19 protein-coding genes are annotated in these 22,859 nt (G+C 42.6%); all 19 read right to left on the reverse strand.

What is annotated here, in order from left to right; all coding sequences use genetic code 11:
- Position 1: 1 nt before the first annotated feature.
- Positions 2-1,231 carry an ABC transporter permease gene (locus DCK90_RS11045; RefSeq protein WP_108246276.1) on the reverse strand — a complete coding sequence of 410 codons (1,230 nt, stop codon included), beginning with the start codon at positions 1,229-1,231 and terminating at the stop codon, positions 2-4.
- Positions 1,224-1,925 (reverse strand): ABC transporter ATP-binding protein, encoded by a 702-nt coding sequence (locus DCK90_RS11050; RefSeq protein ID WP_108246277.1) that lies wholly within the window; start codon positions 1,923-1,925, stop codon positions 1,224-1,226. Before DCK90_RS11050 ends, DCK90_RS11045 begins: the two co-directional genes overlap by 8 nt.
- Positions 1,926-2,033: 108 nt before the next feature.
- Entirely contained in the window at positions 2,034-3,134 is a 1,101-nt protein-coding gene (locus tag DCK90_RS11055; RefSeq protein WP_108246278.1) for an efflux RND transporter periplasmic adaptor subunit, read from the reverse strand.
- Between the two features lie 33 nt (positions 3,135-3,167).
- The gene (locus DCK90_RS11060) at positions 3,168-4,424 is read right to left on the reverse strand and encodes an ABC transporter permease (protein WP_108246279.1); all 1,257 of its coding nucleotides are present in this window, start codon (positions 4,422-4,424) and stop codon (positions 3,168-3,170) included.
- An 11-nt stretch (positions 4,425-4,435) separates the two neighbouring features.
- The gene (locus DCK90_RS11065) at positions 4,436-5,680 is read right to left on the reverse strand and encodes an ABC transporter permease (protein ID WP_108246280.1); all 1,245 of its coding nucleotides are present in this window, start codon (positions 5,678-5,680) and stop codon (positions 4,436-4,438) included.
- 107 nt (positions 5,681-5,787) lie between these two features.
- Positions 5,788-6,000: a hypothetical protein gene (locus DCK90_RS11070; RefSeq protein ID WP_108246281.1), complete on the reverse strand. Its 213-nt coding sequence runs from the start codon at positions 5,998-6,000 to the stop codon at positions 5,788-5,790.
- Positions 6,001-6,006: 6 nt separating this feature from the next.
- Complete coding sequence (locus DCK90_RS11075; RefSeq protein WP_108246282.1) at positions 6,007-6,543, reverse strand: DUF420 domain-containing protein; 537 nt, start codon at positions 6,541-6,543, stop codon at positions 6,007-6,009.
- On the reverse strand, positions 6,540-7,283 hold the full coding sequence (locus tag DCK90_RS11080; protein WP_108246283.1) for an SCO family protein: 744 nt from the start codon (positions 7,281-7,283) through the stop codon (positions 6,540-6,542). The genes DCK90_RS11075 and DCK90_RS11080 overlap by 4 nt, the downstream gene beginning before the upstream one ends.
- The gene (locus DCK90_RS11085; RefSeq protein ID WP_108246284.1) at positions 7,264-7,896 is read right to left on the reverse strand and encodes a hypothetical protein; all 633 of its coding nucleotides are present in this window, start codon (positions 7,894-7,896) and stop codon (positions 7,264-7,266) included. Before DCK90_RS11085 ends, DCK90_RS11080 begins: the two co-directional genes overlap by 20 nt.
- 72 nt (positions 7,897-7,968) lie before the next feature.
- Complete coding sequence (locus DCK90_RS11090) at positions 7,969-8,352, reverse strand: cytochrome C oxidase subunit IV family protein (protein ID WP_108246285.1); 384 nt, start codon at positions 8,350-8,352, stop codon at positions 7,969-7,971.
- Between the two features lie 15 nt (positions 8,353-8,367).
- Positions 8,368-9,342: a cytochrome c oxidase subunit 3 gene (locus DCK90_RS11095; RefSeq protein WP_108246286.1), complete on the reverse strand. Its 975-nt coding sequence runs from the start codon at positions 9,340-9,342 to the stop codon at positions 8,368-8,370.
- A 92-nt stretch (positions 9,343-9,434) separates the two neighbouring features.
- Positions 9,435-10,016 (reverse strand): cytochrome c oxidase subunit 3, encoded by a 582-nt coding sequence (locus tag DCK90_RS11100; protein WP_108246287.1) that lies wholly within the window; start codon positions 10,014-10,016, stop codon positions 9,435-9,437.
- A gap of 2 nt (positions 10,017-10,018) precedes the next feature.
- Positions 10,019-10,921, reverse strand: coding sequence for a heme o synthase (gene cyoE, locus DCK90_RS11105; RefSeq protein WP_108246288.1), 903 nt, complete (start codon positions 10,919-10,921; stop codon positions 10,019-10,021).
- Positions 10,922-11,076: 155 nt separating this feature from the next.
- Complete coding sequence (locus DCK90_RS11110) at positions 11,077-11,781, reverse strand: energy transducer TonB (protein ID WP_108246289.1); 705 nt, start codon at positions 11,779-11,781, stop codon at positions 11,077-11,079.
- A 63-nt stretch (positions 11,782-11,844) separates the two neighbouring features.
- Positions 11,845-12,195, reverse strand: coding sequence for a VanZ family protein (locus tag DCK90_RS11115; RefSeq protein WP_108246290.1), 351 nt, complete (start codon positions 12,193-12,195; stop codon positions 11,845-11,847).
- A gap of 49 nt (positions 12,196-12,244) precedes the next feature.
- Positions 12,245-12,625 (reverse strand): glycine cleavage system protein GcvH, encoded by a 381-nt coding sequence (gcvH, locus tag DCK90_RS11120; RefSeq protein ID WP_108246291.1) that lies wholly within the window; start codon positions 12,623-12,625, stop codon positions 12,245-12,247.
- 105 nt (positions 12,626-12,730) lie between these two features.
- The gene (sov, locus tag DCK90_RS11125) at positions 12,731-19,834 is read right to left on the reverse strand and encodes a T9SS outer membrane translocon Sov/SprA (RefSeq protein WP_108246292.1); all 7,104 of its coding nucleotides are present in this window, start codon (positions 19,832-19,834) and stop codon (positions 12,731-12,733) included.
- 5 nt (positions 19,835-19,839) lie between these two features.
- Positions 19,840-20,421 carry a Holliday junction branch migration protein RuvA gene (gene ruvA / locus DCK90_RS11130; protein WP_108246293.1) on the reverse strand — a complete coding sequence of 194 codons (582 nt, stop codon included), beginning with the start codon at positions 20,419-20,421 and terminating at the stop codon, positions 19,840-19,842.
- A 20-nt stretch (positions 20,422-20,441) separates the two neighbouring features.
- A complete protein-coding gene (locus tag DCK90_RS11135; protein WP_108246294.1) occupies positions 20,442-22,739 on the reverse strand; it encodes an NADP-dependent malic enzyme in 2,298 nt (765 codons plus the stop codon).
- Positions 22,740-22,859 lie beyond the last annotated feature (120 nt).

Genomic DNA, 22,859 nt, shown 5'->3' on the forward strand with positions numbered 1-22,859 from the left:
ACTATTTATCACTTAGTGCAACAATGGGTTTAACATTCGCAGCTTTCATCGCTGGCAACAGACCTGCCAATACTCCCGCTATTACAAGAATAATAGTGGCGGTTATCACAGTGGAAAGGTTTACAGATGGATTACTGAATGCCGGTGTTTGTATCATGGGACCGATTGCGGCCAAAATCATCCAGGCGAACAAAAGCCCCACAAATCCCGAAATAGCAGTAATAAAAACGGACTCCAACAAAACCAGATTCACTATTTGGCTTGGTCTTGCCCCTAGAGCTTTACGTACACCTATTTCTTTGGTCCTTTCCTTTATTGTGAACACCATAATGTTTCCGATACCGACGATTCCCGCAATGAGAATCAAGAATCCAACCCCGATACCTATGCCTTTTAGAACAGCTGTGAAACTGCTGATATCGTTGAATGCTTCGGCATAGTTCCAAACGGAAAGGCCCGCTTGGTCCTCTGGTGCAATCTTGTGCCTTCGCTTCATCAAAATCTCCAACCTTTCAGAAAAGTCAAGAGCTTCCGTTAAATCATAATTAGGGTTATAGGTCAATGCAATACTGGCAATTTCATTGGTGTTCCCATAAATGCGTTGATATGTAGTTACCGGTGCGTAGATTCTTCGCTCTGCATTGTCGTCACCATCATCTGTAAATATTCCTATCACCCTAAATGGCAGCCCGTTGAACTCTACGAATTTTCCCAGAGGATCTTCTTTTTTAAATAAATCTTCTGCCACTTTTCTACCGATAACGGCAACTTTGGCTTTATTCACTATATCTGCCTCATTGATATACCTTCCAGCGGTAACCAATGTTTTTTCTATAGCTTGATGACCAGGGTGGGTAGCTTGTACAGAGTAGGAGCCGGTCTCACTCTTATAACGTGCCGTTGCATTGGCATAATACCTTGCACTGATATATTCAATATCCTTTGGAAAGGTTTGTTTGATGTATTCCAAATCATCATTCTTTAATTGAATGCGTCTGCCTGCCTCAAAACCGCCATAAGCTTTGGAAGTTGTACCGGTGCGCACAAAAATGGAATTGGTGGCATCATCATTGAACTGGCCCACAAAACCGTTCTGCATTCCGTTCACCGAGGCCAACAACATCACTAGGATAAATATGGCCCAACCTACAGAGAAACCAGTCAAGAAAGTCCTGAGTTTATTGGTCTTCAGCGTATTGAATATTTCCTGCCAAACGTCCCGATCAAACATATTGTTCTGCTCTTACTTGTTCGACTTTTTTGTCCTCGACGATAACACCATCTTTTAAGTGCACGATTCGTTTGCACATGTGCGCGATATCCTCTTCGTGGGTAACTACCAAAATGGTGTTTCCCTCATCGTTGATTTTTTGAATAAGGTCCATGACCTCATAAGAAGTTTTACTATCCAAAGCTCCTGTTGGCTCATCCGCCAAAAGCACCTTTGGCTCCGCTGCCATCGCTCTCGCTATGGCAACCCTTTGCTTTTGACCTCCGGAAAGTTCGCTTGGCAAGTGACCGGCCCATGGCTTTAGTCCCACTCTTTCCAAGTACTGCATCGCTTTTTCTTGGCGTTCCTTTCTAGGTACTTTTTGATAGTATAATGGAAGCGCCACATTTTCTGCTGCACTTTTATAATTGATCAGGTTAAAGGACTGAAAGATGAATCCCAAAAACTTGTTTCTATACTGGGCTGCTTTGGTTTCGCTCAAATTCTTGATCGGAACCCCGTCCAAGGTATATTCTCCGGAATCCGCACCGTCCAACATTCCCAAAATGTTCAACAAAGTAGATTTTCCCGAACCTGAAGACCCCATAATGGCCACAAGCTCACCTTCTTCAACTTTAAAATTTATACCCTTTAAAACATGCAGGGAGTTGCTCCCCATTTTATAGGATTTATGAAGATCTTTGATTTCTATCATGATTGATGATGTTAGCTATCTTACATTTACTTCTGCTAGTAAGACATATATGTTGTTAAAATGTTACAAGATTTTTTATTTTTTTTTCAGAAAGGTGCATTTTGCACACTATTCCTCGGCCAGCGCATTCCATACCTTGACTTTGTCAGTGGCCGCTATACCTGACTTTACCTCTACAAAAATACCATCACTGACCCCAAGTTCGATTGTTTTTCTTTCGAACTGCTGATTGGCAGTCTCTACCTCTACAAATGGTTTTTTGGTATCATCATCAAACTGGACCAGTGCCTCCTTTACCGCCAAAACGCTATCGGCACGCGCCAAAATTATGGAGGCGTTGGCACTGAGCCCCGCCCTGATAAAAACGGTATCGCTTTTCTTCAACGTGCCCTTGATCTCAAATTGGATGGCTCCGTTCTCCTCCTTGCCCTTGGGGGCGATGTAATCCAGAACGGCATCAAAAACACGGTTTTCAATGGCACCTACGGTAATTTCCAGAGGTAAGTCCTCTTTGATCTTTCCTACTTCGGATTCGTCTACCTTGCCCTCAAAAATCATTTTATCAACATCGGCAATGGCTGCTATGGTAGTTCCTTCGTTAAAGGTGTTGCTCTCGATTACTTGATTACCGACCTCCACAGGGACTTCCAGCACCATTCCACTGACAGTAGCACGTATCATGGTATTGGCCGAACTGCTCAATCCGCTGGTAGTTCCTGTTTTTACGATATCGTAGCGTTTGTTGGCCGCAGAATAAGCTTGTTTGGCCTGATCATACGACACCTGAGCCCGCTCCAAGTCAGTTTTAGGGATTACCCCTTTACCATAGAGTGTGGATTGGCGCTCGTAGTTCCTTTTTTGATCATCGAGATTTATCTTGGCTTCGTCAATTGTATTTTTTGCATCATTCAATGCGGACAAATTTGGCACCACCTTGATCTTGGCCAAAAGATCACCAGATTTTACGTAATCTCCACCTTCCACATAAATCTCCTCGATCACTCCAGAGATATTGGGCTTGATCAACACTTCTTCCAAAGGAAGAATACTCCCCGTGGCCACAGCTTTTTTAACGATGGTCTGCTTGGAAGGTGTCTCCGTTTGATACACTACGGGGTCCTCAGCATTTTTTTGATATAAGTAATACATGGAGCCACCGAACACTACTACGATGAGCAACAAGATGACAATGGTTACCGATTTTTTCATTTTAATTGATGTTATTGATTGATTCTTTACCTATTATTCTGTTCTAAGCGCTTCGATGGGTCTAACCCGTATGGCACTCTGTGCTGGAATGAAGCCTGCCAATAGCCCGGATACCATTAAAATGGTCAATGCGCCGGTGACCACTCCAATACTGACACTTGGACTCATAAACATATCCACAGGCCCAACGCTATCCAATAGGGAGTTGATTCCAAATATGACCAACGAACCGAATATGATGCCTACCATACCGGAAATTAAGGTCAAGAAGATGGACTCCATCAAGATTTGCTTTTTTATGGACCAAGGCTGTTCGCCCAATGCCCTTCGTATACCTATCTCTTTGGTACGCTCCTTAACTACAATGAGCATAATGTTGCTCACCCCTATAATCCCCGAAAGCAATACCAAAATGCCCACGATATAAGCAACCGCTTTCAATGCCCCAAAGAGACTCTCCACTCGATTATATTGTTCATAAAGGTCAAAATAGCCAACCGCACGGGTATCTTCTGGATGTACCTTGTGGCGTTTCTTCATTACATCCACTATATTCTCCTTAAGTTGGGATATGGAGCTACCATCGTTTGCCGTAATGGCCATCCAACCAACATCTTCACCACGATTGAAGGCCTGCGAAAATGAGGTAAAGGGAACAAATATTTCCTTTTGGCCTTCTTCGCCCCCACCACTATTGTTCTTTTTATAGGTACCGATTACCATAAAGTTCACTCCCTGTATTTTGATATAGGTTCCAAGCGCATCTTCGTCTTTATCGTACAAATCATTCTTTACCCCTAGACCAATTACGGCCACCTTTCGTTTTTCCCTGATGTCGTTATAGTTTAAAAAACGTCCCGAGGTCACGGCCATTGGGTCTTGATTGATAATCTCCGGATAATCTCCATACACGTTGTAGGCGCCCGTTCTAATACCTCTCACCACATTATTGTTGCCACCAAACCCTCCCAATTGGTTCCGTGGTGAAATAAAACGAAGGTTCGGCACATTGTCACGTAGTGCTTGCACATCACTGACCTTAAACTCAAAACTCCGACCCTTGGGCAGACCCTCATAACCTCTTGTAGTGGCACGGGTCCACATGAACATGGTATTGGTGGCAATGTTTCCAAAATCTTGTTTGATGCCATTTTCTAATCCCTTACCTGCTGCCAAGAGTACAATCAGAATAAAAATGCCCCAACATACTCCAAAAGCCGTAAATATGGTACGCCACACATTGGTAGTGAGCACCTCAATTATTTCCCGCCATCTATCTTTATTGAACATATCGGATATTGTTATTCGTCCCTGAGGGATTCTATTACTTTAACGCTAGCTGCTCGATAGGCCGGTACAAAGCCTGCCAAGGTCCCGGCAACTATCAAAACGATAACGGTGGAAAAGGCCACATTGAAGTTGACCGAGGGATTCATAATGTAATCCACTTCTATATTTGGGCCAACCAGTTCCAGAAGGGCCATACTAAATATGAGACCTCCGAAACCTGAAATGGCGGTCACAAATATGGCTTCGTGCAATATCATCCCAATAATGGACCATGGTTTGGCGCCCAATGCTTTTCGTATTCCTATTTCACGGGTGCGCTCCTTTACCACGATCATCATAATGTTGCTTACGCCCACTACTCCAGCGATGATGGTACATACACCGACGAACCAGAAGAAAAGTTTTATATTATTGGTAAGGCCATAATATCTCTTAGCTTCTTCCATGGCGCTCCACACCTCTATGGCCCCAGTATCTTCCGGGGCTATAGTATGAGTTTGTTGCAGATACTGGCGTAGCCCGTTTTTAAAATCGATGGACTGCGCTACGGCTTCATCAAAATTTTCGACAGGAGGCAGGGTAAAGGACATATTATTGAGTCTATTTCCGCCATTAAATGTCTTCTGTGCCGTACTTATTGGAATATAAATGCGCTCTTCTTCCCGCTCTTCCATTTCTTTGAAGACTCCAATCACTTTGAAAGGAATGCCCGAAATGTCTATGAATTCTCCAATGGGTGTTTCCACCCCACCAAAGACATCCTTTTTTATTTTGTTCCCAATAATGGCCACTTTTCCATTGGAAACTTCGTCTTGATAGTTGATGAACCTGCCCTCTACCATATTGGCATTTTCAATAAATTGAAAATCGGATGCTACGCCCTGTACCCCGTAAATGAGTGCCTCCTTTCCATAATTGACATTGACTCCACGAACAAATATTCTGGCGGAACCACGTTCAATATCCTCTTTGAACATGGTACTTGCCTTATCAAAATTTTCGTTTACGAGTTGAATACGCCTTCCTGGGTTGAGCCCCTTGTATTCTTTTGAAGTAATGCCCGGCCAAACCCAAACACTTGTGGACGCATCTTGCTTGAACTCGTTTTCGATACCGTTGCGCATACCTTGCCCAAAGCCCAATAAAATGACCAAAATAAAGATGCCTGAGGCCACGGAGAGCCCTGTTAAAAAAGTCCGGAGTTTGTTCTTTCTTATGGTGTCAAATATTTCTTGCCACCGTTCCAGGTCGAACATAGGTTAGAGATTTTGATTGATGAAATACGCAAAAGCGCACACCAATTAGACTATCAAAATCTTAAATTGTTACAGTTTGAGTTAAAAATCCTTATTGAAAGAATGTTTTAACCTCTCATCTTGTGATAAATAAAGTAGAAAAGACCAGCAACCAAGACATAAGGAACGGCCATTAGGTACACAATTCCATTATTAATCGCTTCGGCAGTTTTTCCATCAGACTCACTCTCTACAACTGCTCGGCACATGGCACATTGGGCCTCCGACAGGGTCGGGACCATAAAAGCTATCAGCAGTATGATAAGAAATCTTGTCTTCATGTTTGATTAGTATTGATAATATGGAGAAATCATTACGTAGACCAAAACACCCGTAACGGCTACGTACAACCAAATCGGAAAGGTGTATTTGGCCCACTGTCGATGACTTTCAAAATCGTCAAGGTACACTTTGGAATAGGTAATCAGCACCAATGGTATTACGGATATGGACAACACGATATGTGTCATCAAAATAAAGTAATAAATAAACTTAATGGGGCCTTCACCTCCAAACACAGTGGTTTCGGAAGTCATATGGTAGGCCACGTACATGACCAGGAACAAGGCGGACAAGACTATATTGGTCAACATCAACCTTCTATGAATCAATTGACGTCCATTCTTGATGGCGATAATGGCAGCAATCAATAGAATAGCTGTAAGACCGTTTATGCCCGCATAAATCGGGGGGAGAAACGACAATGGTTTTGCATTCGGAATTTTATAACCAAACAAAAGTGCCACCACTAAAGGTATAGCAATGGAAATTACGGTAATCAACCTATTGTACCGCTTTTCCTTAAGAGTAATTTCCTCGGTCATTCTGCCAATAATTTTTTAATGTCCTCTTTTAATATGGTAATCTGTTGGGATTCCCCGTCTGAATTTACTTTTTGTTCCTCGGTAATTGTTCCTCGATAATAAATCAACGGGTTACCGAATTCATCTTCACGGGAACGAATATACCCATTTTTGTCTACCAATGCGAACATACCGGAATGCTCGAATCCTCCTGGCGCATTTTGGTCTTCGTTGGCAAAAATGTAAAATCCTTGCCTTGCCAATTCATATATTTTCTCTTGATCGCCTGTCATCAAATGCCAATCCTTATCCGTGATACCATATTTTTCGGCATAGGCTGTTAGCACAGTCGGCGTATCATATCGTGGGTTGATGGTAAAGGATGCCACTCCAAAATCTTCATCTTCTTCGAAAGTATCCTGCAATTCCACCAGGTTTTTTGTCATTATAGGACAAATAGTGGGACAAGTGGTAAAGAAGAACTCCACTACATATACTTTGCCCAAATAGTCCTTGTTGGTCACCAAGGTACTATCTTGATTATAAAACTCGAAGTCTGGCACGCGGCGCTTTTCACCTTGGTTGACCACAAAACCTACCTCTATTTCTTTGGAGCCATTGCTCATCCGGTCGTTTTCTACGACCGTGCCCCCTTTTATGCGTTTGGTGATTTCATACACAGCAAAAATCCCAAAAATCAATATGATTGCTGAGACCCAGATATAGGTATGCTTTCGTTTGTTATTTGCTCCTGTCGGCATTGTTCTTTTTTAAAGCTAAACGGTATTCGGCCAAGATTATCTTGATATCGTCCACCATTTTATTGTTCAATTCTGCTACTGAAGAAGTATCGAATCCATACTTGGTTCCTTCATCCTCATCATCGGTTCGTCCGCGAAGTTTTAAATCCTTGTCAACTATAAATACATTGGGCGTGGAATAACTATCGTCCAAATCAATATTGGTCTCCAATGATTCAAAAATTGTTTCGATTTCATCTGGGTTGCCAAATGCAAAGTGCCATTTATCTATGTCGGAAAGTTTTCCCAATTCACTCTTCAAATCTTCGACCTTGCCCATTTGGTCTTCCGTCACCAACATCACCATCTGAAAATCGTTGAACTCCCCAAATCTTTTATAGATTTTTTGGTTCAAATTGAACGCATTCCCTTGTTTGGACGCTACATCATTGCCCAAAAAACCCAATATGGTAATCTTATCCTTTAGTTGGACGTTGGGGTCTATCCGAGCTACATCTTCCACGTTTTCCGTGAGAATGGGGAGGCGTCCGAAATTGTTCACTCCCGATGCGAAAAATAAATACACGACCACAGGGAGTATAAAAAGAACGGCTAATACAATTTTCTTCTTCATAGTGTTTATAACCGTACAAAAATAAAAAAAGACGGTTGGAAAACCGTCTTTTAAATCTGTTAAATGCTTTTCTTAGAAGTTCCAAGTAATGAATCCATCACTGTACACATTATAAATGTAGTCGGCTTCAAAAAGCAAGATGAATATCAAATAACATACTAGGAAAATCGGGGTCCATACGATTACCCTTCGCAATGGAGTCTTCTCGTCCCTTAAGTGCATAAAGTCCCATGCTATATAATAGGCCTTAACCAAGGTAAGGATGATGAATATCCAGTTTAACAACTTCATGCCCAAAAAGTAACTGTGGGTCAAGAACCGTGGCTTTATAATACCCAATGCAACTTCTACTGTTGTTACTATCGAAAGGAAAATAAGTACTCCCCAAATTTTTTGGGTGTTGGACTTAAATTTTACAAGTCCTCTGAAAATCTCTAGTTTATGATCGTGTGCCATTTATAATCAATGTTTTTATACCAAATAAAAGAATGTAAATACAAATACCCATACCAAATCCACAAAGTGCCAGTACAGTCCAACCTTTTCTACCATTTCATAGTGACCTCTTCGCTCGTAGGTACCCAATATCACATTAAAGAAAATGATGACATTGATCACTACTCCAGAGAATACGTGGAATCCGTGGAATCCAGTAATGAAGAAAAAGAAATCGGCGAACAACCTATGTCCGTATTCGTTGTGTACAAGGTTTGCTCCTTCTACCACTTGATTGGCCTCCAATATTTTTGAAAGTGATTCTTTTCTATCCAAAAGGGTCTTTTCACCCTCTTCATTAAGTTGTTCTGTACGAATAAGGATATTCGGTGTTGCTTTAAAACCCTCTACTACTTCGTTTAACGAATAAGAGGTCTGATAACCTTCTCCTTGGAACCAAATACCTTTGCTTGCCACATGCTTCTCTCTTTCCTCTGGCAATGTCTTGGCAAAGTCTGCCAAGGCAGCTCTTTCACCGGTTTCGGCATCTACGAACTGAAGGATTCTACCTGAGTTGGTTTCTACAGCTCCATAATCTCCTTTGATGAATGTTGCCCATTCCCATGCCTGTGAACCAACGAAGATGGCACCACCAATGATGGTAAGGAACATATATAGGATAACGCTTTTTTGCTTCATTTTATGACCGGCATCCACTGCGAGTACCATGGTCACCGAAGACATGATCAAAATAAAGGTCATGAAAGCTACATAATACATAGGATAGTTCCCATGGAAGAACGGCACGTGGGTAAATACCTCATCGGCAATTGGCCATAGCTCTATAAACTTAAATCTTGAGAAACCATAGGCTACCAAGAACCCGGAAAAGGTCAAGGCATCCGACATGATAAAAAACCACATCATCATTTTTCCATAGCTAGCGCCTAGGGGCTTATTCCCGCCTCCCCAAACGCTGTCTTCTGTACCGGTACTTACCGTTGCATTCATATAAAAGGTCGTTTTATTAAAACTTTCACAAATTTACATTTTTTGATGTATTGTAAAAGACAAACTTGATTGAAAACTGCGCCAATCTTGTTTTATTTCACGAAATACATAAATAGAATTAGATATACCCAAATAAAATCCAAAAAATGCCAAAATGTGGCACCCAACTCCATTCCCAACATATTATCGGGGGTATACTTATGTCTTATTTGCTGTACAATAACCACTAAAAGTGAAATCAATCCTGCCACTACGTGGGCAATATGTACGGCAGCTATCAAAAATACGTAGGACATTTTTATATTACTGGTGGGACCGGTAAAATAATAACCGTTTTCCAGCATCTGTGAAAACCCCACAAATTGTAATGATATAAAAGTGACTCCCAATCCCAAAGTAATGAGCAAACATATAGTGCCCGCCTTTTGATTATTGTTGCTTACAGATTTTCTTGCGATAAAATAAGTAATACTGCTCAGGATAATCATGGCCGTGCTGAAAAAGAATGCACTTGGAAGTTCCAAATCGCTCACCCAATCCTCTCTTTTACTACTAACGATATAGGCGCTTGTCCAGCCAGCAAATCCCATGATCAAACTCACAATACCGAACCAGAGCATCATCTTCTTTGCCCTTTTGTTCTTTTCCTCCGCTGTTCCTTGGGTTAAATCCATTCTTAGCTTATAAACTTATCTAATACGTATACAATCTGAATCAATGATATGTAGGTTACACTGGCCAACATCAATTTTCTGGCTGATGCATTGTCCCTATTTTCATAAAGTTTGAAAGCAAAAAACAACATGACCAATCCTGACAAAAATACGATGATTGCCGCAGTAATGGAAAGGTTAAGCCTACCTGTAAAACCAAAAACCGGGACAATGGAGATTACAATCATCCAGATGGTGTACAGTATGATCTGAAGTGCCGTTCCCTTATCCCTATTCCCTGTAGGCAACATTTTGAATCCTGCCTGCTTATAATCGTCATCTAACATCCACCCGAGTGCCCAAAAGTGCGGAAACTGCCAAAAAAATTGAATCATGAACAATGTCCCCGGCTCAATACCAAAATCATCGGTCGCTGCCACCCACCCCAACATAAAAGGTATGGCTCCGGGAAAGGCACCTACGAATACGGATAAAGGCGATTTTGTTTTCAGCGGCGTATAAACACTGGTATACAAAAAAATGGATATGGCACCGAACATCGCCGTTTTAGGGCTAAGTGCAAGCAAAGCCAAAACTCCCAGCACTGTTAACGTGACTGCAATGATCAATGCGGTCCTCACGCTCATTCTTCCCGAGGGAATGGGGCGGTTTCGGGTACGCTTCATTAAAGCGTCGAGGTCTTTTTCTATAATTTGATTATAGGCATTTGAGGCTCCGACCATGCAGTACCCCCCGAACATCAATAACAATAAAGAGACCAAATCCACCTGATAGGCACCCAGAAAATACCCCGCAATCGAAGAGAAGACCACGCTTACGGCCAATTTGGCCTTGGTAATCTCCTTAAAGTCGGAAAATACTAGGGAAAGGGTATTGCTTTTTACTGAACCTACGGCAGATTTCATCCACTACATTATTGGCTGGCAAAGATAACGCCAGTGTATATCTTTTGCAACCAAAGCTAAAGTTTTATGATTCTAGTATTTAAATGAATAAAAAAAGCCCTGACGTTTCCATCAGGGCTTTTTCTATTCCTACCTCGGCAAGAATTATATAAATTTTACTGAAGCTTAAATGTAATTGGAATACTGAAAGGAACCTTTACTGGCCTACCCCTCTGTTTTCCAGGTGTCATTTTAGGCAGTTTTTGAATAATTCTCATTGCCTCTGCTTCCAAGTTTTTGTCCGGTCCACGCATTCTAATGTTTCCGATACTTCCATCTTTCTGGATAACGAAAATTACACTTACCCTACCTTGAACTCCCATTTCTTGGGCAATTTCTGGGTAACGGAAGTTTTTACGGATGTGGTTTTGCATTTGTTCTTGGAAACAAGCCTTTTTATCCTTAGCGTTTTCGCACCCAGGGAATACTGGCACGTCCTCGATAACTGCAAAAGGAACAGAGATATCTTCTTCAACTTCCTCTACTTCAACTTCCTCGATTTCGATTACCTCTTCTTCTTGGCTGGTTTCAGTAGATTCGATTACTGTTTCCTCAACTTCTTCCTCATCCTCTACAACCTCGATAACTTCGGGGGCTGCAGGTGGCGGTGGTGGCGGTGGAGTCTTAATCTGCTCGGTCATTGGCACTTCTTCGTCCAACTGATCTTCAACATTCATAGAAATGTCGTAATCATTGACCTTGTCATATTTTTTCCACTCCATTGCTCCGTATACCAATGCCAAAACAGCGGCCAATCCTATAACGAAGTATAGGGCACTGTTTCTTCCTACGTCTGCTTTCGGGTTCTTTTTTGGTTCCATCCTTTTTCTCCTTTTCTAAATTTAGTGTTTGCTAATTTAATTATTAATTGGTTAAATAAACAATTAAAATTTCCATTTTAACGGGTTTTTCTTAGAAAAAAACCACCGAATCAACCCAATTCCTGCAAATGCTCCCAGTGTATTTGCCAAAACATCGGCAAATTCGGCCATCCGATCCGTTGTTAGGGTATATTGCAGCACCTCAATCAGCATTCCATATAATATAGCGAAAATCAAAACAATAATCAAGGTTTTTCTCAATCCTAGGCTTCCAGAGGTTCTTTCCCGTAAACTTAAACTTCCCACAAATGCGAACACCAAATAAAATGTAAAATGAACGATTTTATCGGCATAGGGAATATCCAGACCTCCTGTATCCAAATCCATTTGAGAGAAAGAAAATAAGCTGAGCATTGTGATGACCACTACCCAGCTTATAAACAATATAGTATATATGCTTTTTTTAAGCACCTATCAATGCCTTGTAATCATCAGCACTCATTAATTCTTCTACCTCGGAAGGCTCGCTAATTTTTATTTTCACCATCCAGCCATCGCCATAAGGGTCGGAATTCACTTTTTCGGGCTCGTCTTCCAATGTTTCATTAAATTCTACGATTTCACCGCTCAACGGCAAAAACAAATCAGAAACGGTCTTTACGGCCTCAACGGTTCCAAAAACCTCTTCTTTATCCAAGGTTTCATCCAAAGTTTCCACCTCTACGTAAACGATATCCCCTAGTTCGCTCTGGGCAAAATCCGTGATTCCAACGGTTGCGATATCCCCATCTATCTTGACCCACTCATGGTCCTTTGTGTACTTTAATTCTGATGGTATGTTCATTGCTAATGTATTTGAATTAGTCGATGGACAAATGTAACAGATTGCGGAAAGCTTTTCAAAGAAACTTTGTCACAAAATGACGTATAAATAAATATAGGGTGTTTTCTAGTTTCCGAAGTTATATCGCAACGTAAAGCCGGTATTGATGGTAGTCTGTGGAAATGCAGTGGATACCGCAAACTCAGAAAAGGAATGATCATAGAAGAACAAGGCGTTCAAACTCTTGCTCAAAGCATAATCCGCAGTAAATTTGATGGACATCAATCGCTGACCGGAAGTAATTTGATTGTTGTTGATGTCCAAATTACGGATGATGGTGATGTTATCACGGAGTGAAAGGTCCGCCTTTAGGTTCAAGTCTCCTTTTAACCGTGTTTTCTCTCCGCCGATATTGGTCACAAATTTTACATCCTTAAAGCGATAGCCCAAACCAAGCGTGTATTCATTTCCGTTGATCTCGGTCAACAGATTATTATCAAAACTCATGGATAGGGTTCTGCTCGTCCGCATCTCGGCCAAAAAGCTGAAAGAATTTTGCATCTCAAAATCCACTCGCATCAACGGATTGAACTCATCCGTAAGCACCACATTATTGATCAATGTTTTGGGAAGCCAATCACCGGTCTCTGAGTCGACAGAAGTGTTTTGGCGCTCCAAATTGGTCTGGAACGAGTTCACACTGTAGGCAGCGCGATATCCATGGCTCAAGGAGAATCGCTTGAATTTCTTTTTGAACCATCTGTTTTTCATCAAACCGGTGTACTTAATGTTCCAGTTTGGAATCGGGATTTCCCGGAATGCATCCAAATTAACACTTTCAGCATCCTGACCTGTATATGCGGCAAAGAAGGCCGGAAGCAATACTTCCTGCTGCGTTTTACCATATCGCTCTGGAAAACCGTCCTCATCCAATTGCCCTGGATTCTCCCCTCTATCGGCAACCAATCTATTTGCGACGGTAATACGGTTTTGCTTGAACTGCTCAAAAGTTTCGGAATCAAATTCATCACTTTTACTGAACACGGTTCCGATCATTACGGTGGAGATGCTAAAGTTCCCCATTTCGTTGATCAATCCCGGTTGTCCGTTTGCCCACTCCTCAGGACTATAGGTCTCTTGTGACGAACTCATAAAGTTTCTATCGGCACTAAGGTCGATTGTCAAATCTTGTGTTGGCTGCGCCGTGGCAGTAACATTCAATTGCCTATTGGTGTTCTGCATAAATTGGTTGCTGTACTCTGGATAATCCGTCAACCATCCTCTACGCGCCGCTTCGAACCTTACATCGGACTGACTTCCAAAGACAAATCCCAATGTTGGTCGAGAAGTTCCGATAAATCCGATGGATTGGGTATAACCTGGCAAAACCGTTCCCCGATTTTCGCTGTAATTGACATTGACCCGTTTTACCATAGTAACAATATCCACCAAGGTATTGAAACCTTTACTGGTTTTTCGGGGACCTTCTGCTTCTTCACCATTAGCGGGGTTACCGGCTTTGTCCCTCCTTATAGCGGCTTGGTTCGCTGTTACTTTTCCGTCACGTTTCTTCAGACCTAAAAAGTCATAAAAACGTTGCATGCTCATATTGGCCGTCAAATTATGGGTGCTGGCATTTTGAACGGTGTTGATGTTTTCCTCGGCAACCCCTATAAGCGCATCGCCTCCGCGCTGCCAATCAAAGTTACTGGTATAGGTGTACTGGGCATTTATAAAATTAAGGAACGGAATCTTGCTGAACGGCAGCTCATAGTTCAATTGCATTTGCTGTGCATGTCGGTTGGGCTCACCAATATCGAAGAATCCATCCCAAAGGTCCAATGCCTGATTGATTCCCGAATCCCTGTCATCATCAACATTGAAATAGTTACGGACAATATTGTTGTTGGAAGCGGTCAGGTTCAACCGTAATGATTTTGACAAACTATAGTTGAGGGCATATTGCCAATTGAATAAGTAATTACGTTGTTGAAGCAATGGCAACTGCAGCGCATCTACTCCTGGCTCCAACACATCACGATACCTTTGTTGATTAAAGGAGCGGTTATAGTTGGCATTCACCGACAGGCTTGTAGGCAGGGCATTAAAGTTTAAATCCTTGAGCCATTGCCAATATTTACCTGTGAGCATGGAATCTTTTTTGGCGAACGGCGCCACTGGAGCTGGCTTAAAATTATGATTGTAAACGAATCCCGTTGAAACGTTTTGGTCCCTAAGCTCTGCCACCTCAAAATCCCTATGGTCGGTTTCGTTATAGGAATAATTAAAGGTAAAATTTTCCACATCGAAGAAATTTTCCTCGGCTTCCTCTCCCCTATTTTTTCTGACCCCGATCAAATTGATACTGGTTCGTTTGGTATAATCCTCCGCTTGCTCCTGAATGGTTTCAGCTTCTTCTTGTGTTGAAGCTGCAGCAATCCTGTCGTCCAATCTTAAATCATCATAAACAGGGTCGAACTCAGGTGTAATCAATGTTTCAGAAATACCATAATTGAATGGTAGTTGCAGATTCCATTTCTTGGGAAACAATTGCCCCACATTTACATTGGTGACCACATCATAGGAAATAGCATCTTCCAAAGCACGCTCGGTCGGGGTCTGATCTATAGACCCAAAACCAGATGTACTTCTGCTTCCTGTTGCGGTTACATTGGCAAAATCGGCCATGTTGGCGTCCAAGGCAGCAGTTGCGGCCCAGCCTCCATTATTTTCCAATCCCGCCAAACGAAGCTCGTTGAACCAAACTTCTCCCCTTGCAGGTATATCATCGATATTCTTGATACCGACCATCATACCACGGATACTACCCAAGGATGGGTTACCCCTGATACCAATACGGACCCTTCCCAAAGTTCTTGGAGCGAACTCATCAACCAAAACAGCCTCGCCATCCACTATTTCATAGTAATTGATCTCGTCCAAGGTCTGATCGGATATTCCTTTTGATTTCACCTTGTTCAAATCCCTCAATGCTACATCAATTTCGTTGACATCTGGCCAAATCTCTTCCGCAGTTGATGCTCCGAAAGAAGTAAATTGAAGCGGCAATTCTATCTGATAAAAGTTTTCGGAGAAATCCGTGCCGATTCTCAAGAAACCGACCAAGGGTGTGTCACTGTCCGAATAATCGGCATTGAATATTTTTTCGGCGTGCATAAACATTTTTAAACGTTCGTACTGACGCACATCCACATTCACATTTTTAAACACCCCACGGGAATCTTGGGACTCCAAATTTTCCACCACAAAGGACAATGACTGCTCATTCTGACGGATAATTGTATTGTTGTTGTTCAACTGTTCCCTGAAAACTCCTGGAGGCAATACATATGGTATGGGTTGCCTTCCATAATTTTCCTCTATGTTCACCGTATTCACATCGGTCACGGTAGCATCATCCGTAGGATCATTGTCCACAGTGGGCTGTAGCGAATTGGTATAGGTCCTCCAATCGCCGCGTACCAAATCCAAAGTAGCAAAACGAAGCACCACATCATCCGAAAACCCGGTAAGGTACATCCTCATAAAGCTAATGGACCTAAAATCCGAAATTCCACCGACGGCATCGGTAAAATCGCTCAATGGGATTTTATATTGAATCCATCTACGGTTCAACTGCGTTCCATTGGGCAGTGTAGGTGTTTGTCCTTCACGGATATCCGTTACGTATTGATCATCGATAGTTGTATTTGGCTTTATTTGAATACGGTATTCGTAATAGCTGTTCACGGTATTCATGGTCAAATCCCTGTCAATATCCTCCACATCGGGCAAAGTGGTGGAGCCCCTATTAGTGTTTGTAACGGTGACCGGGGAGTTTCCCTGTGTATTGTTGAAATCCAAATAGCGTTCTAAGATACCTCCCTCGCGATTTAAGTAATATTGGTAGTTGTCCAAAGCAGGGTCTTCTGCCGGACCATTATAGATTGTAGCTTCTTCCGCATCGCCGTAACCATCCAAACCAAGGTCTTGTGCCGATCTATTGGCTTCATCAGCATCAAATGCGTAAACCAAAGACTGCGTGGAAGGTACTTGACCCCAAATGGTCTCTCTCGGAATTTCATTATTGGTGCTGGCAGGCAATCCGTTTTCGTATTGCTTTCTACCATCCTTTAAAATATCTTCGGAAATATTTCCCAGGTTGAGCACCAGTTCCCCCGCATTGCCATCAACGGTTTCGCCATCGACATAAGGGTCCAACACCCAAAATTGGACAAATTCCACATTGGATTGTTCAAAATTGGTACTGCTCAACGGTCTCATGATTCCACCCCATTTGGCATCCGGGGTTTCGGTCTCAAAACTTGGATTGGCGTTGTACGGTCCTTTTGCGTTGGGATAGTAAACTATGTCCAAAGTGCTTTGTACTTGGGTCTGCCCTTGTGCAATATCGGTTTCGGTAAATACCTCATCAATAAAAACCCTACGGGTAGAGTTCAGGGAAATATCGTTGTCCGATAATCCAGATGGTCTTTGGTTGGTATAAAAAATAGGATCGATGGTGTACCAAGCCATTTTTGCCCGCTCGTACCCAACATCTATTCCCGTTCTATCATTCAAAAACTCTACTGGCGGGCTCGCCAATGTCCACCCCAGGGATGAGCGAATATCAATCAAGGCCTGTGCACCTTCAAAATCATCCAGATAGGTAGTTGTCTCCCCTTGAAAGTCGGCATTCTTTGGTGAATTGGGCCTTAAAAATGCTACCTCTCCCCTTACAGAAAGATTTGAAGGCACATCCGTATCAATATTTGGCAATTTATTGGCCAATCTCGTCAGAAAAGGAATTTCAGTACTAAAGTTTCCGTTCAGTCCAAAAATAGTATTGTTCACGGGCTCGATTCCGTAGTTTGATTTTTGGGTCAAGGGACGCTCGTTCAAGTTGAGAAAGGTTCCCCCTAAAAGAAACTTTTCGTTGAATTTATGTTCCACGTTCACCCCTGCAAAACGTCTGGTCTGCTGACCAAACACCGCATTGTTCTCAACCGAAATATTGATAGGCGTATTGGATGCCTCCAAACTTGGGTCGAGAAGCTGCACCGTACCAGCTTGATAATTTACAGTATAATCAATCCCTTCTTGCAACTGGCGACCTCCTGCAGTTACGGTAACCGAGCCTTGAGGCACATTGAAAGCTCCAATTGGAATACCGTTATTGGATTGCGAAGTATATTTTCCTTTTATTTGAAATCTGTTTTTTTCGGCATCCTGTAACGAAGCTGCCTTGGTCTTGGCGTACATGTTTCGGAACACGTAGCGCTGTTGGTTGGGATTGTAGCCCTGATCGTTGTCCACATCGTAGACCCCACCGCCCAACAATTCAAAAAGATACTCTCCGAATGGTTCGACCTTCGTGAAAATAATCCGTCCTGATTGCGAATCGACCGTAATTCCTTCAACATAATCAAAAAAGCCATCTCCGCCCGGTTGCACATCATTATAAGTGTTCAAACGGTCCAGATTAAATACATTTAATAGCACTTGGTCCTGTAGACCAGTGGGCCAACCAGCGTTCGGGTCGACCGGAGTAATATAATTTCTAGGCGTTGGGTCCGAGTAGAGGATATTGAGCCTAAAATCTTCTTGGCTCAATTGATAAGCTCCTGTAGAGTAGATGTTCTTCATCATCAAATCCCAAATAGGGTCTTGCACATTGGTGATGTTACTTTTCAATAGTTTCAAGACCAATGAATTGTTCTCAATCAAGTTGGAATTTGGTGGAACCGTGGTCGCATCCACACCTCCGTTGGCAAATTCCCCAACTTGATAGACCTGCCCATTAAAGGTATACTGGAAAGCAACCCCTAGCACCTCATCATTGCTCAAACTCTGGCTCAAAGAAATATAACCCAATTGAGAATCGAACTCGTAATCCCTGCCAGGTTCCAGTTTTCTAGCGTTTTCCAAAATCGCATAATCAAATCCTTGGTTTACGGTATATCCTGGGATATTAAATCCCGCTTCCACCGTGGCGATGTCCCGGATGGACTGGGTAAGCGCTCCGCTACCTATTTGATTTGGATCATAGTCATTAGCACCGTTCTGCGGAAGTCCTGTGGCCACTGCCTGGGGATTAAAAAATCCTGCGGGGTCCCCATTGTTCACTCCTATACGGGTATTATCCGAAATGGCCTCTCCCAAATCCTGGATGGCCACCACATTTCGCACATTCTGAGTCTGTTGGTTTCGGTTGGTCACCCATACCTCCAAACGCGTAATCTGCACTTGGGTCTGTATAAAGGGGTAAAACTGCAAGGCACGGTCGTAATTGTCACGGAAATAATGTGCCAGGAAAAAGTGCCTGTCCTCATCATAATCCAAAGCCGTAAGTGAAAATTCATTTACTGTTCCACCACCTTGGGCAACTACGGTATTGTTTTGCGAACGCTGTTCAGAGAAAACAGCCGTTACCGTGGTTTTTCCAAATTGAAGCTGTGTTTTTACACCAAACAAACTCTGCGCACCGGTAATCAAAGAACTGTTGAGCGGCATACTTACGTTACCTACTTCAATTTTTTGAAGAATATCGTCCTCGGTGGGGGTGTAATCCAACTTGACCAAATTCTGGAAATCGAACGTGGCCTCTGTATCGTAGTTTGCTGTCACCTGAAGACGTTCCCCTACTTTTCCCAACAAACTCAAACTGATACGCTGGTCAAAATCAAAAGAAAGGTTGGTTCGGTTTCTAGGGGACAATGCAGGGTTATCGTTCTTCTGCCACAAAACGCCCAAATCCATGGCTACCGACCCTTGTGGAATCACCTCAATGGTGTTTCCCCCAAAAATGGTCTCAAAAAAGTTACTGTTTACATAAAAATTGGGCAAAAGGTTTCGTCTAGCCTCTTCGCTACCGGCCTTTTTTCCGGCGTAGGCATCTCCTTTTTGCTTAAAATAGAGTTTCATCTGCTCCCTCTCCACCAAATCATAGTACTGCTCGGGCGTAAGGATTATTGGGTAATTAACATTGAAATCGCCAATGCTCTCGGTATATACGTAAGTGTTTGTTTTGGGGTCATAGGTATATTTTGCAACAATGCTGTCGGGATTTTGCATAATAAGGCGACCAAGCTCAACTCCTGTTTGCACGGAATCCTGAGCCTGCTCGTTAGTTTCCTGCGCCAATAGGTTGGATATGGACAACAAACAAACAATAAAGAAGGTGTACTTAAAACGTATTGGTTTAAGTATTGGTTTTGCCCCTTTTTTCAAACTAGTTACAAATTTTTCAGCGCCTGTTTTATAATGTTCTCTACGCTTAACGAAGTGTCTTGGGAAAGTACCTTGTCGACCACCTTTTCAGATTGCTTTCTGGTAAAACCAAGAACCTCTAATGCAGATAACGCTTCTTCTTTATTTGTATTGTTTGATTGTTGTGAAACTTCACCTATGTCGTAGACTTTTAAAATCTTGTCCTTAAGGTCCAAGATTACACGTTGGGCCGTTTTTGCACCAATCCCTTTCACAGACTGGATTGTGGGTACATCGCCATTGGCAATCGCATCCCTCACATCGGCCGGCGACAGAGAGGATAACATAGTCCTTGCCGTGCTGGCCCCGACCCCAGAAACGGATATCAATAAACGGAAGACTTCACGCTCTGCACGCTCCGCAAAACCGAACAGGGTATGGGAGTCTTCCTTTACCAATAAATCCGTGTAGATAAATATATTTTCCTCATCGGTTAGCAAGGAAAAGGTATGCAGTGAAATATTCAAAAAATAGCCCACCCCAGCGCATTCCACAATGGCATAGGTTGGATTTTTTTCGACTAGTTTCCCTCTTAAATGAGTAATCATACTATCCGTTTTATTGGAGGCTATTCTCCTTGCATTCTAGCTTTTCGTCTTTTCTCCCTTTCTTGGGCATCGATAACGGCCACTGCGGCCATATTTACCATTTCATCCACGCTTGCCCCCAATTGTAAGATGTGGGCAGCCTTGGTCAATCCGACCATTATTGGCCCAATCGAATCGGCTTTATTCAGACCTTTCAAAAGCTTGTAGGTGATGTTGGCGGATTCCAAGTTCGGAAATACAAAAGTGTTCACCTTTTGACCTGATATTTTGGAGAACGGGAAATTTTTATCGCTCATTTCCGGGTCTAGTGCAAAATCAGTTTGAATTTCACCATCGACCACCAATTCAGGGTTTCTCTCGTGTAGAATTCTAACGGCCTCACGCACCTTTTTAGCGTGGGGATGGTTTGACGAGCCAAAGTTCGCATAGGAAAGCAATGCCATGATTGGATTAAAACCAAAGGTTTTGGCCACGTTTGCCGTCATTTGGGCAATCTCGGCAAGCTCTTCTGCATTTGGATTTATATTAATGGAGGTATCCGCTAAAAATAGAGGGCCTCTATCCGTAATCATAATGTTCACTGTACTGGCATTCTGCACGTTCTTCGCCCTTCCCAGTACTTCAAAAACAGGACGTAAAACTTTAGGGTACGCCCTTGAATAGCCGGAAATCATACCATCAGCATCGCCTTCCCTCAACATCATGGCTCCAAAATAGTTACGCTTGCCCATGTTGACACGCGCACTGTATTTGGTCTCACCCTTTCTTTTTCTGAGTTCCCAAAGCTTTAGCGCATATCTGGAACGCATTTCACTGAACTCATCGGAACGAGGATCTATAATCGGCACCTCGGCATCAAATTCCAGTTCTTTCTTCAGATGTTCTATGATTTCCTTGTTTCCAAGAAGAATAGGCGTGGCTATCCCTTCCTCATAAACAATCTGAGCGGCCTTCATTACATCCAATAATTCAGCCTCGGCAAACACGATACGTTTTGGATTTACCTTGGCCCTATTGTGCAACAACCTTACTACTTTATTATCGTTGCCCGACCTTTGGTACAATTCTTCTTCGTACTTGTCCCAATCTTGAATCGGAAATTTGGCGACCCCACTATCCATGGCGGCTTTTGCCACTGCCGGTGGAATCTTGGTTATCAAACGTGGGTCGAATGGTTTTGGAATGATATAATTTCTGCCAAAGGTCAACCTTGTGGCATCATAAGCAATATTTACCTGTTCAGGCACAGGCTCCCTTGTCAAATCGGCCAATGCCCTAACGGCGGCCATTTTCATCTCTTCATTGATTTTGGTAGCACGCACATCCAAGGCTCCTCTAAAAATAAAAGGGAATCCAAGTACATTGTTCACTTGGTTAGGATGATCGGAACGTCCCGTGGCCATAATAATATCCTTTCTGGTTTCACAGGCCAGGTCATACTCGATTTCGGGATTAGGATTGGCCATGGCAAATACAATTGGATTTTCCGCCATGGAGTTCAACATCTCCGGTGATACAATGTCCGCAATGGAAAGTCCAATAAATACATCGGAACCTACCATGGCATCTTCGAGTGTATCTATTTTTCTATCGGTGGCAAACTCTGCCTTTTCAGCGCTTAAATTCTCTCTATCGCTTCTAATTACTCCTTTACTATCGAGCATTACGATATTTTCCGCCTTTGCCCCAAATGCCTTGTACAATTTGGTACAGGAAACTGCCGCTGCGCCCGCGCCACTTACAACAATCCTGACTTCTTCGATTTTTTTATCTGCTATCTCCAACGCATTCAACAAAGCAGCAGCGGAGATGATAGCAGTACCGTGCTGGTCGTCATGCATTACCGGAATATCCAGTTCCTCCTTTAATCTTCTTTCTATCTCAAAAGCTTCGGGAGCTTTGATGTCCTCTAAATTGATACCTCCAAAAGTTGGAGCGATGGTCTTCACCGTTTCGATAAAGCGATCAACATCTTTGGTATCCAATTCGATGTCGATCCCGTCTATGTCAGCAAAAATCTTGAAAAGCAAACTCTTTCCTTCCATTACCGGCTTGGAAGCTTCTGGACCTATATCTCCCAGACCCAATACAGCTGTTCCGTTGGAAATTACGGCGACTATGTTCCCTTTTGCAGTGTACTTATATACATCGTCCTTGTTCTTTTCAATTTCCAAACAAGGTTCGGCCACTCCCGGCGAGTAGGCCAGTGCCAGATCCCTTTGAGTGGAATATGGTTTTGTTGGTACAATCTTTATTTTTCCTGGTTGTGGTTTTGCGTGATACAGTAACGCTTCCCTTCTTTGCTTTTCCTTGCTCATATTATCGAAAATGAAGTGGTAAAGTTAGGGCATTCGTTGCTTTTATCTTAAAATACTAAGAATCAATTTCAACTTATCCGAAAATTTGAAAACATGTGTTTATAACCGACTGCCTCAGTT

The organism is Muricauda brasiliensis (assembly GCF_003057865.1).
In the GTDB taxonomy this organism is placed as follows: domain Bacteria; phylum Bacteroidota; class Bacteroidia; order Flavobacteriales; family Flavobacteriaceae; genus Flagellimonas; species Flagellimonas chongwuensis.

What these genes read in the sequence shown, in the direction of transcription:
- DCK90_RS11045 (WP_108246276.1), bottom strand. Translation starts at nt 1,231, where the DNA reads ATGTTTGATCGGGACGTTTGGCAGGAAATATTCAATACGCTGAAGACC.
- DCK90_RS11050 (WP_108246277.1), bottom strand. Translation starts at nt 1,925, where the DNA reads ATGATAGAAATCAAAGATCTTCATAAATCCTATAAAATGGGGAGCAAC.
- DCK90_RS11055 (WP_108246278.1), bottom strand. Translation starts at nt 3,134, where the DNA reads ATGAAAAAATCGGTAACCATTGTCATCTTGTTGCTCATCGTAGTAGTG.
- DCK90_RS11060 (WP_108246279.1), bottom strand. Translation starts at nt 4,424, where the DNA reads ATGTTCAATAAAGATAGATGGCGGGAAATAATTGAGGTGCTCACTACC.
- DCK90_RS11065 (WP_108246280.1), bottom strand. Translation starts at nt 5,680, where the DNA reads ATGTTCGACCTGGAACGGTGGCAAGAAATATTTGACACCATAAGAAAG.
- DCK90_RS11070 (WP_108246281.1), bottom strand. Translation starts at nt 6,000, where the DNA reads ATGAAGACAAGATTTCTTATCATACTGCTGATAGCTTTTATGGTCCCG.
- DCK90_RS11075 (WP_108246282.1), bottom strand. Translation starts at nt 6,543, where the DNA reads ATGACCGAGGAAATTACTCTTAAGGAAAAGCGGTACAATAGGTTGATT.
- DCK90_RS11080 (WP_108246283.1), bottom strand. Translation starts at nt 7,283, where the DNA reads ATGCCGACAGGAGCAAATAACAAACGAAAGCATACCTATATCTGGGTC.
- DCK90_RS11085 (WP_108246284.1), bottom strand. Translation starts at nt 7,896, where the DNA reads ATGAAGAAGAAAATTGTATTAGCCGTTCTTTTTATACTCCCTGTGGTC.
- DCK90_RS11090 (WP_108246285.1), bottom strand. Translation starts at nt 8,352, where the DNA reads ATGGCACACGATCATAAACTAGAGATTTTCAGAGGACTTGTAAAATTT.
- DCK90_RS11095 (WP_108246286.1), bottom strand. Translation starts at nt 9,342, where the DNA reads ATGAATGCAACGGTAAGTACCGGTACAGAAGACAGCGTTTGGGGAGGC.
- DCK90_RS11100 (WP_108246287.1), bottom strand. Translation starts at nt 10,016, where the DNA reads ATGGATTTAACCCAAGGAACAGCGGAGGAAAAGAACAAAAGGGCAAAG.
- cyoE (WP_108246288.1), bottom strand. Translation starts at nt 10,921, where the DNA reads ATGAAATCTGCCGTAGGTTCAGTAAAAAGCAATACCCTTTCCCTAGTA.
- DCK90_RS11110 (WP_108246289.1), bottom strand. Translation starts at nt 11,781, where the DNA reads ATGGAACCAAAAAAGAACCCGAAAGCAGACGTAGGAAGAAACAGTGCC.
- DCK90_RS11115 (WP_108246290.1), bottom strand. Translation starts at nt 12,195, where the DNA reads ATGCTCAGCTTATTTTCTTTCTCTCAAATGGATTTGGATACAGGAGGT.
- gcvH (WP_108246291.1), bottom strand. Translation starts at nt 12,625, where the DNA reads ATGAACATACCATCAGAATTAAAGTACACAAAGGACCATGAGTGGGTC.
- ruvA (WP_108246293.1), bottom strand. Translation starts at nt 20,421, where the DNA reads ATGATTACTCATTTAAGAGGGAAACTAGTCGAAAAAAATCCAACCTAT.
- DCK90_RS11135 (WP_108246294.1), bottom strand. Translation starts at nt 22,739, where the DNA reads ATGAGCAAGGAAAAGCAAAGAAGGGAAGCGTTACTGTATCACGCAAAA.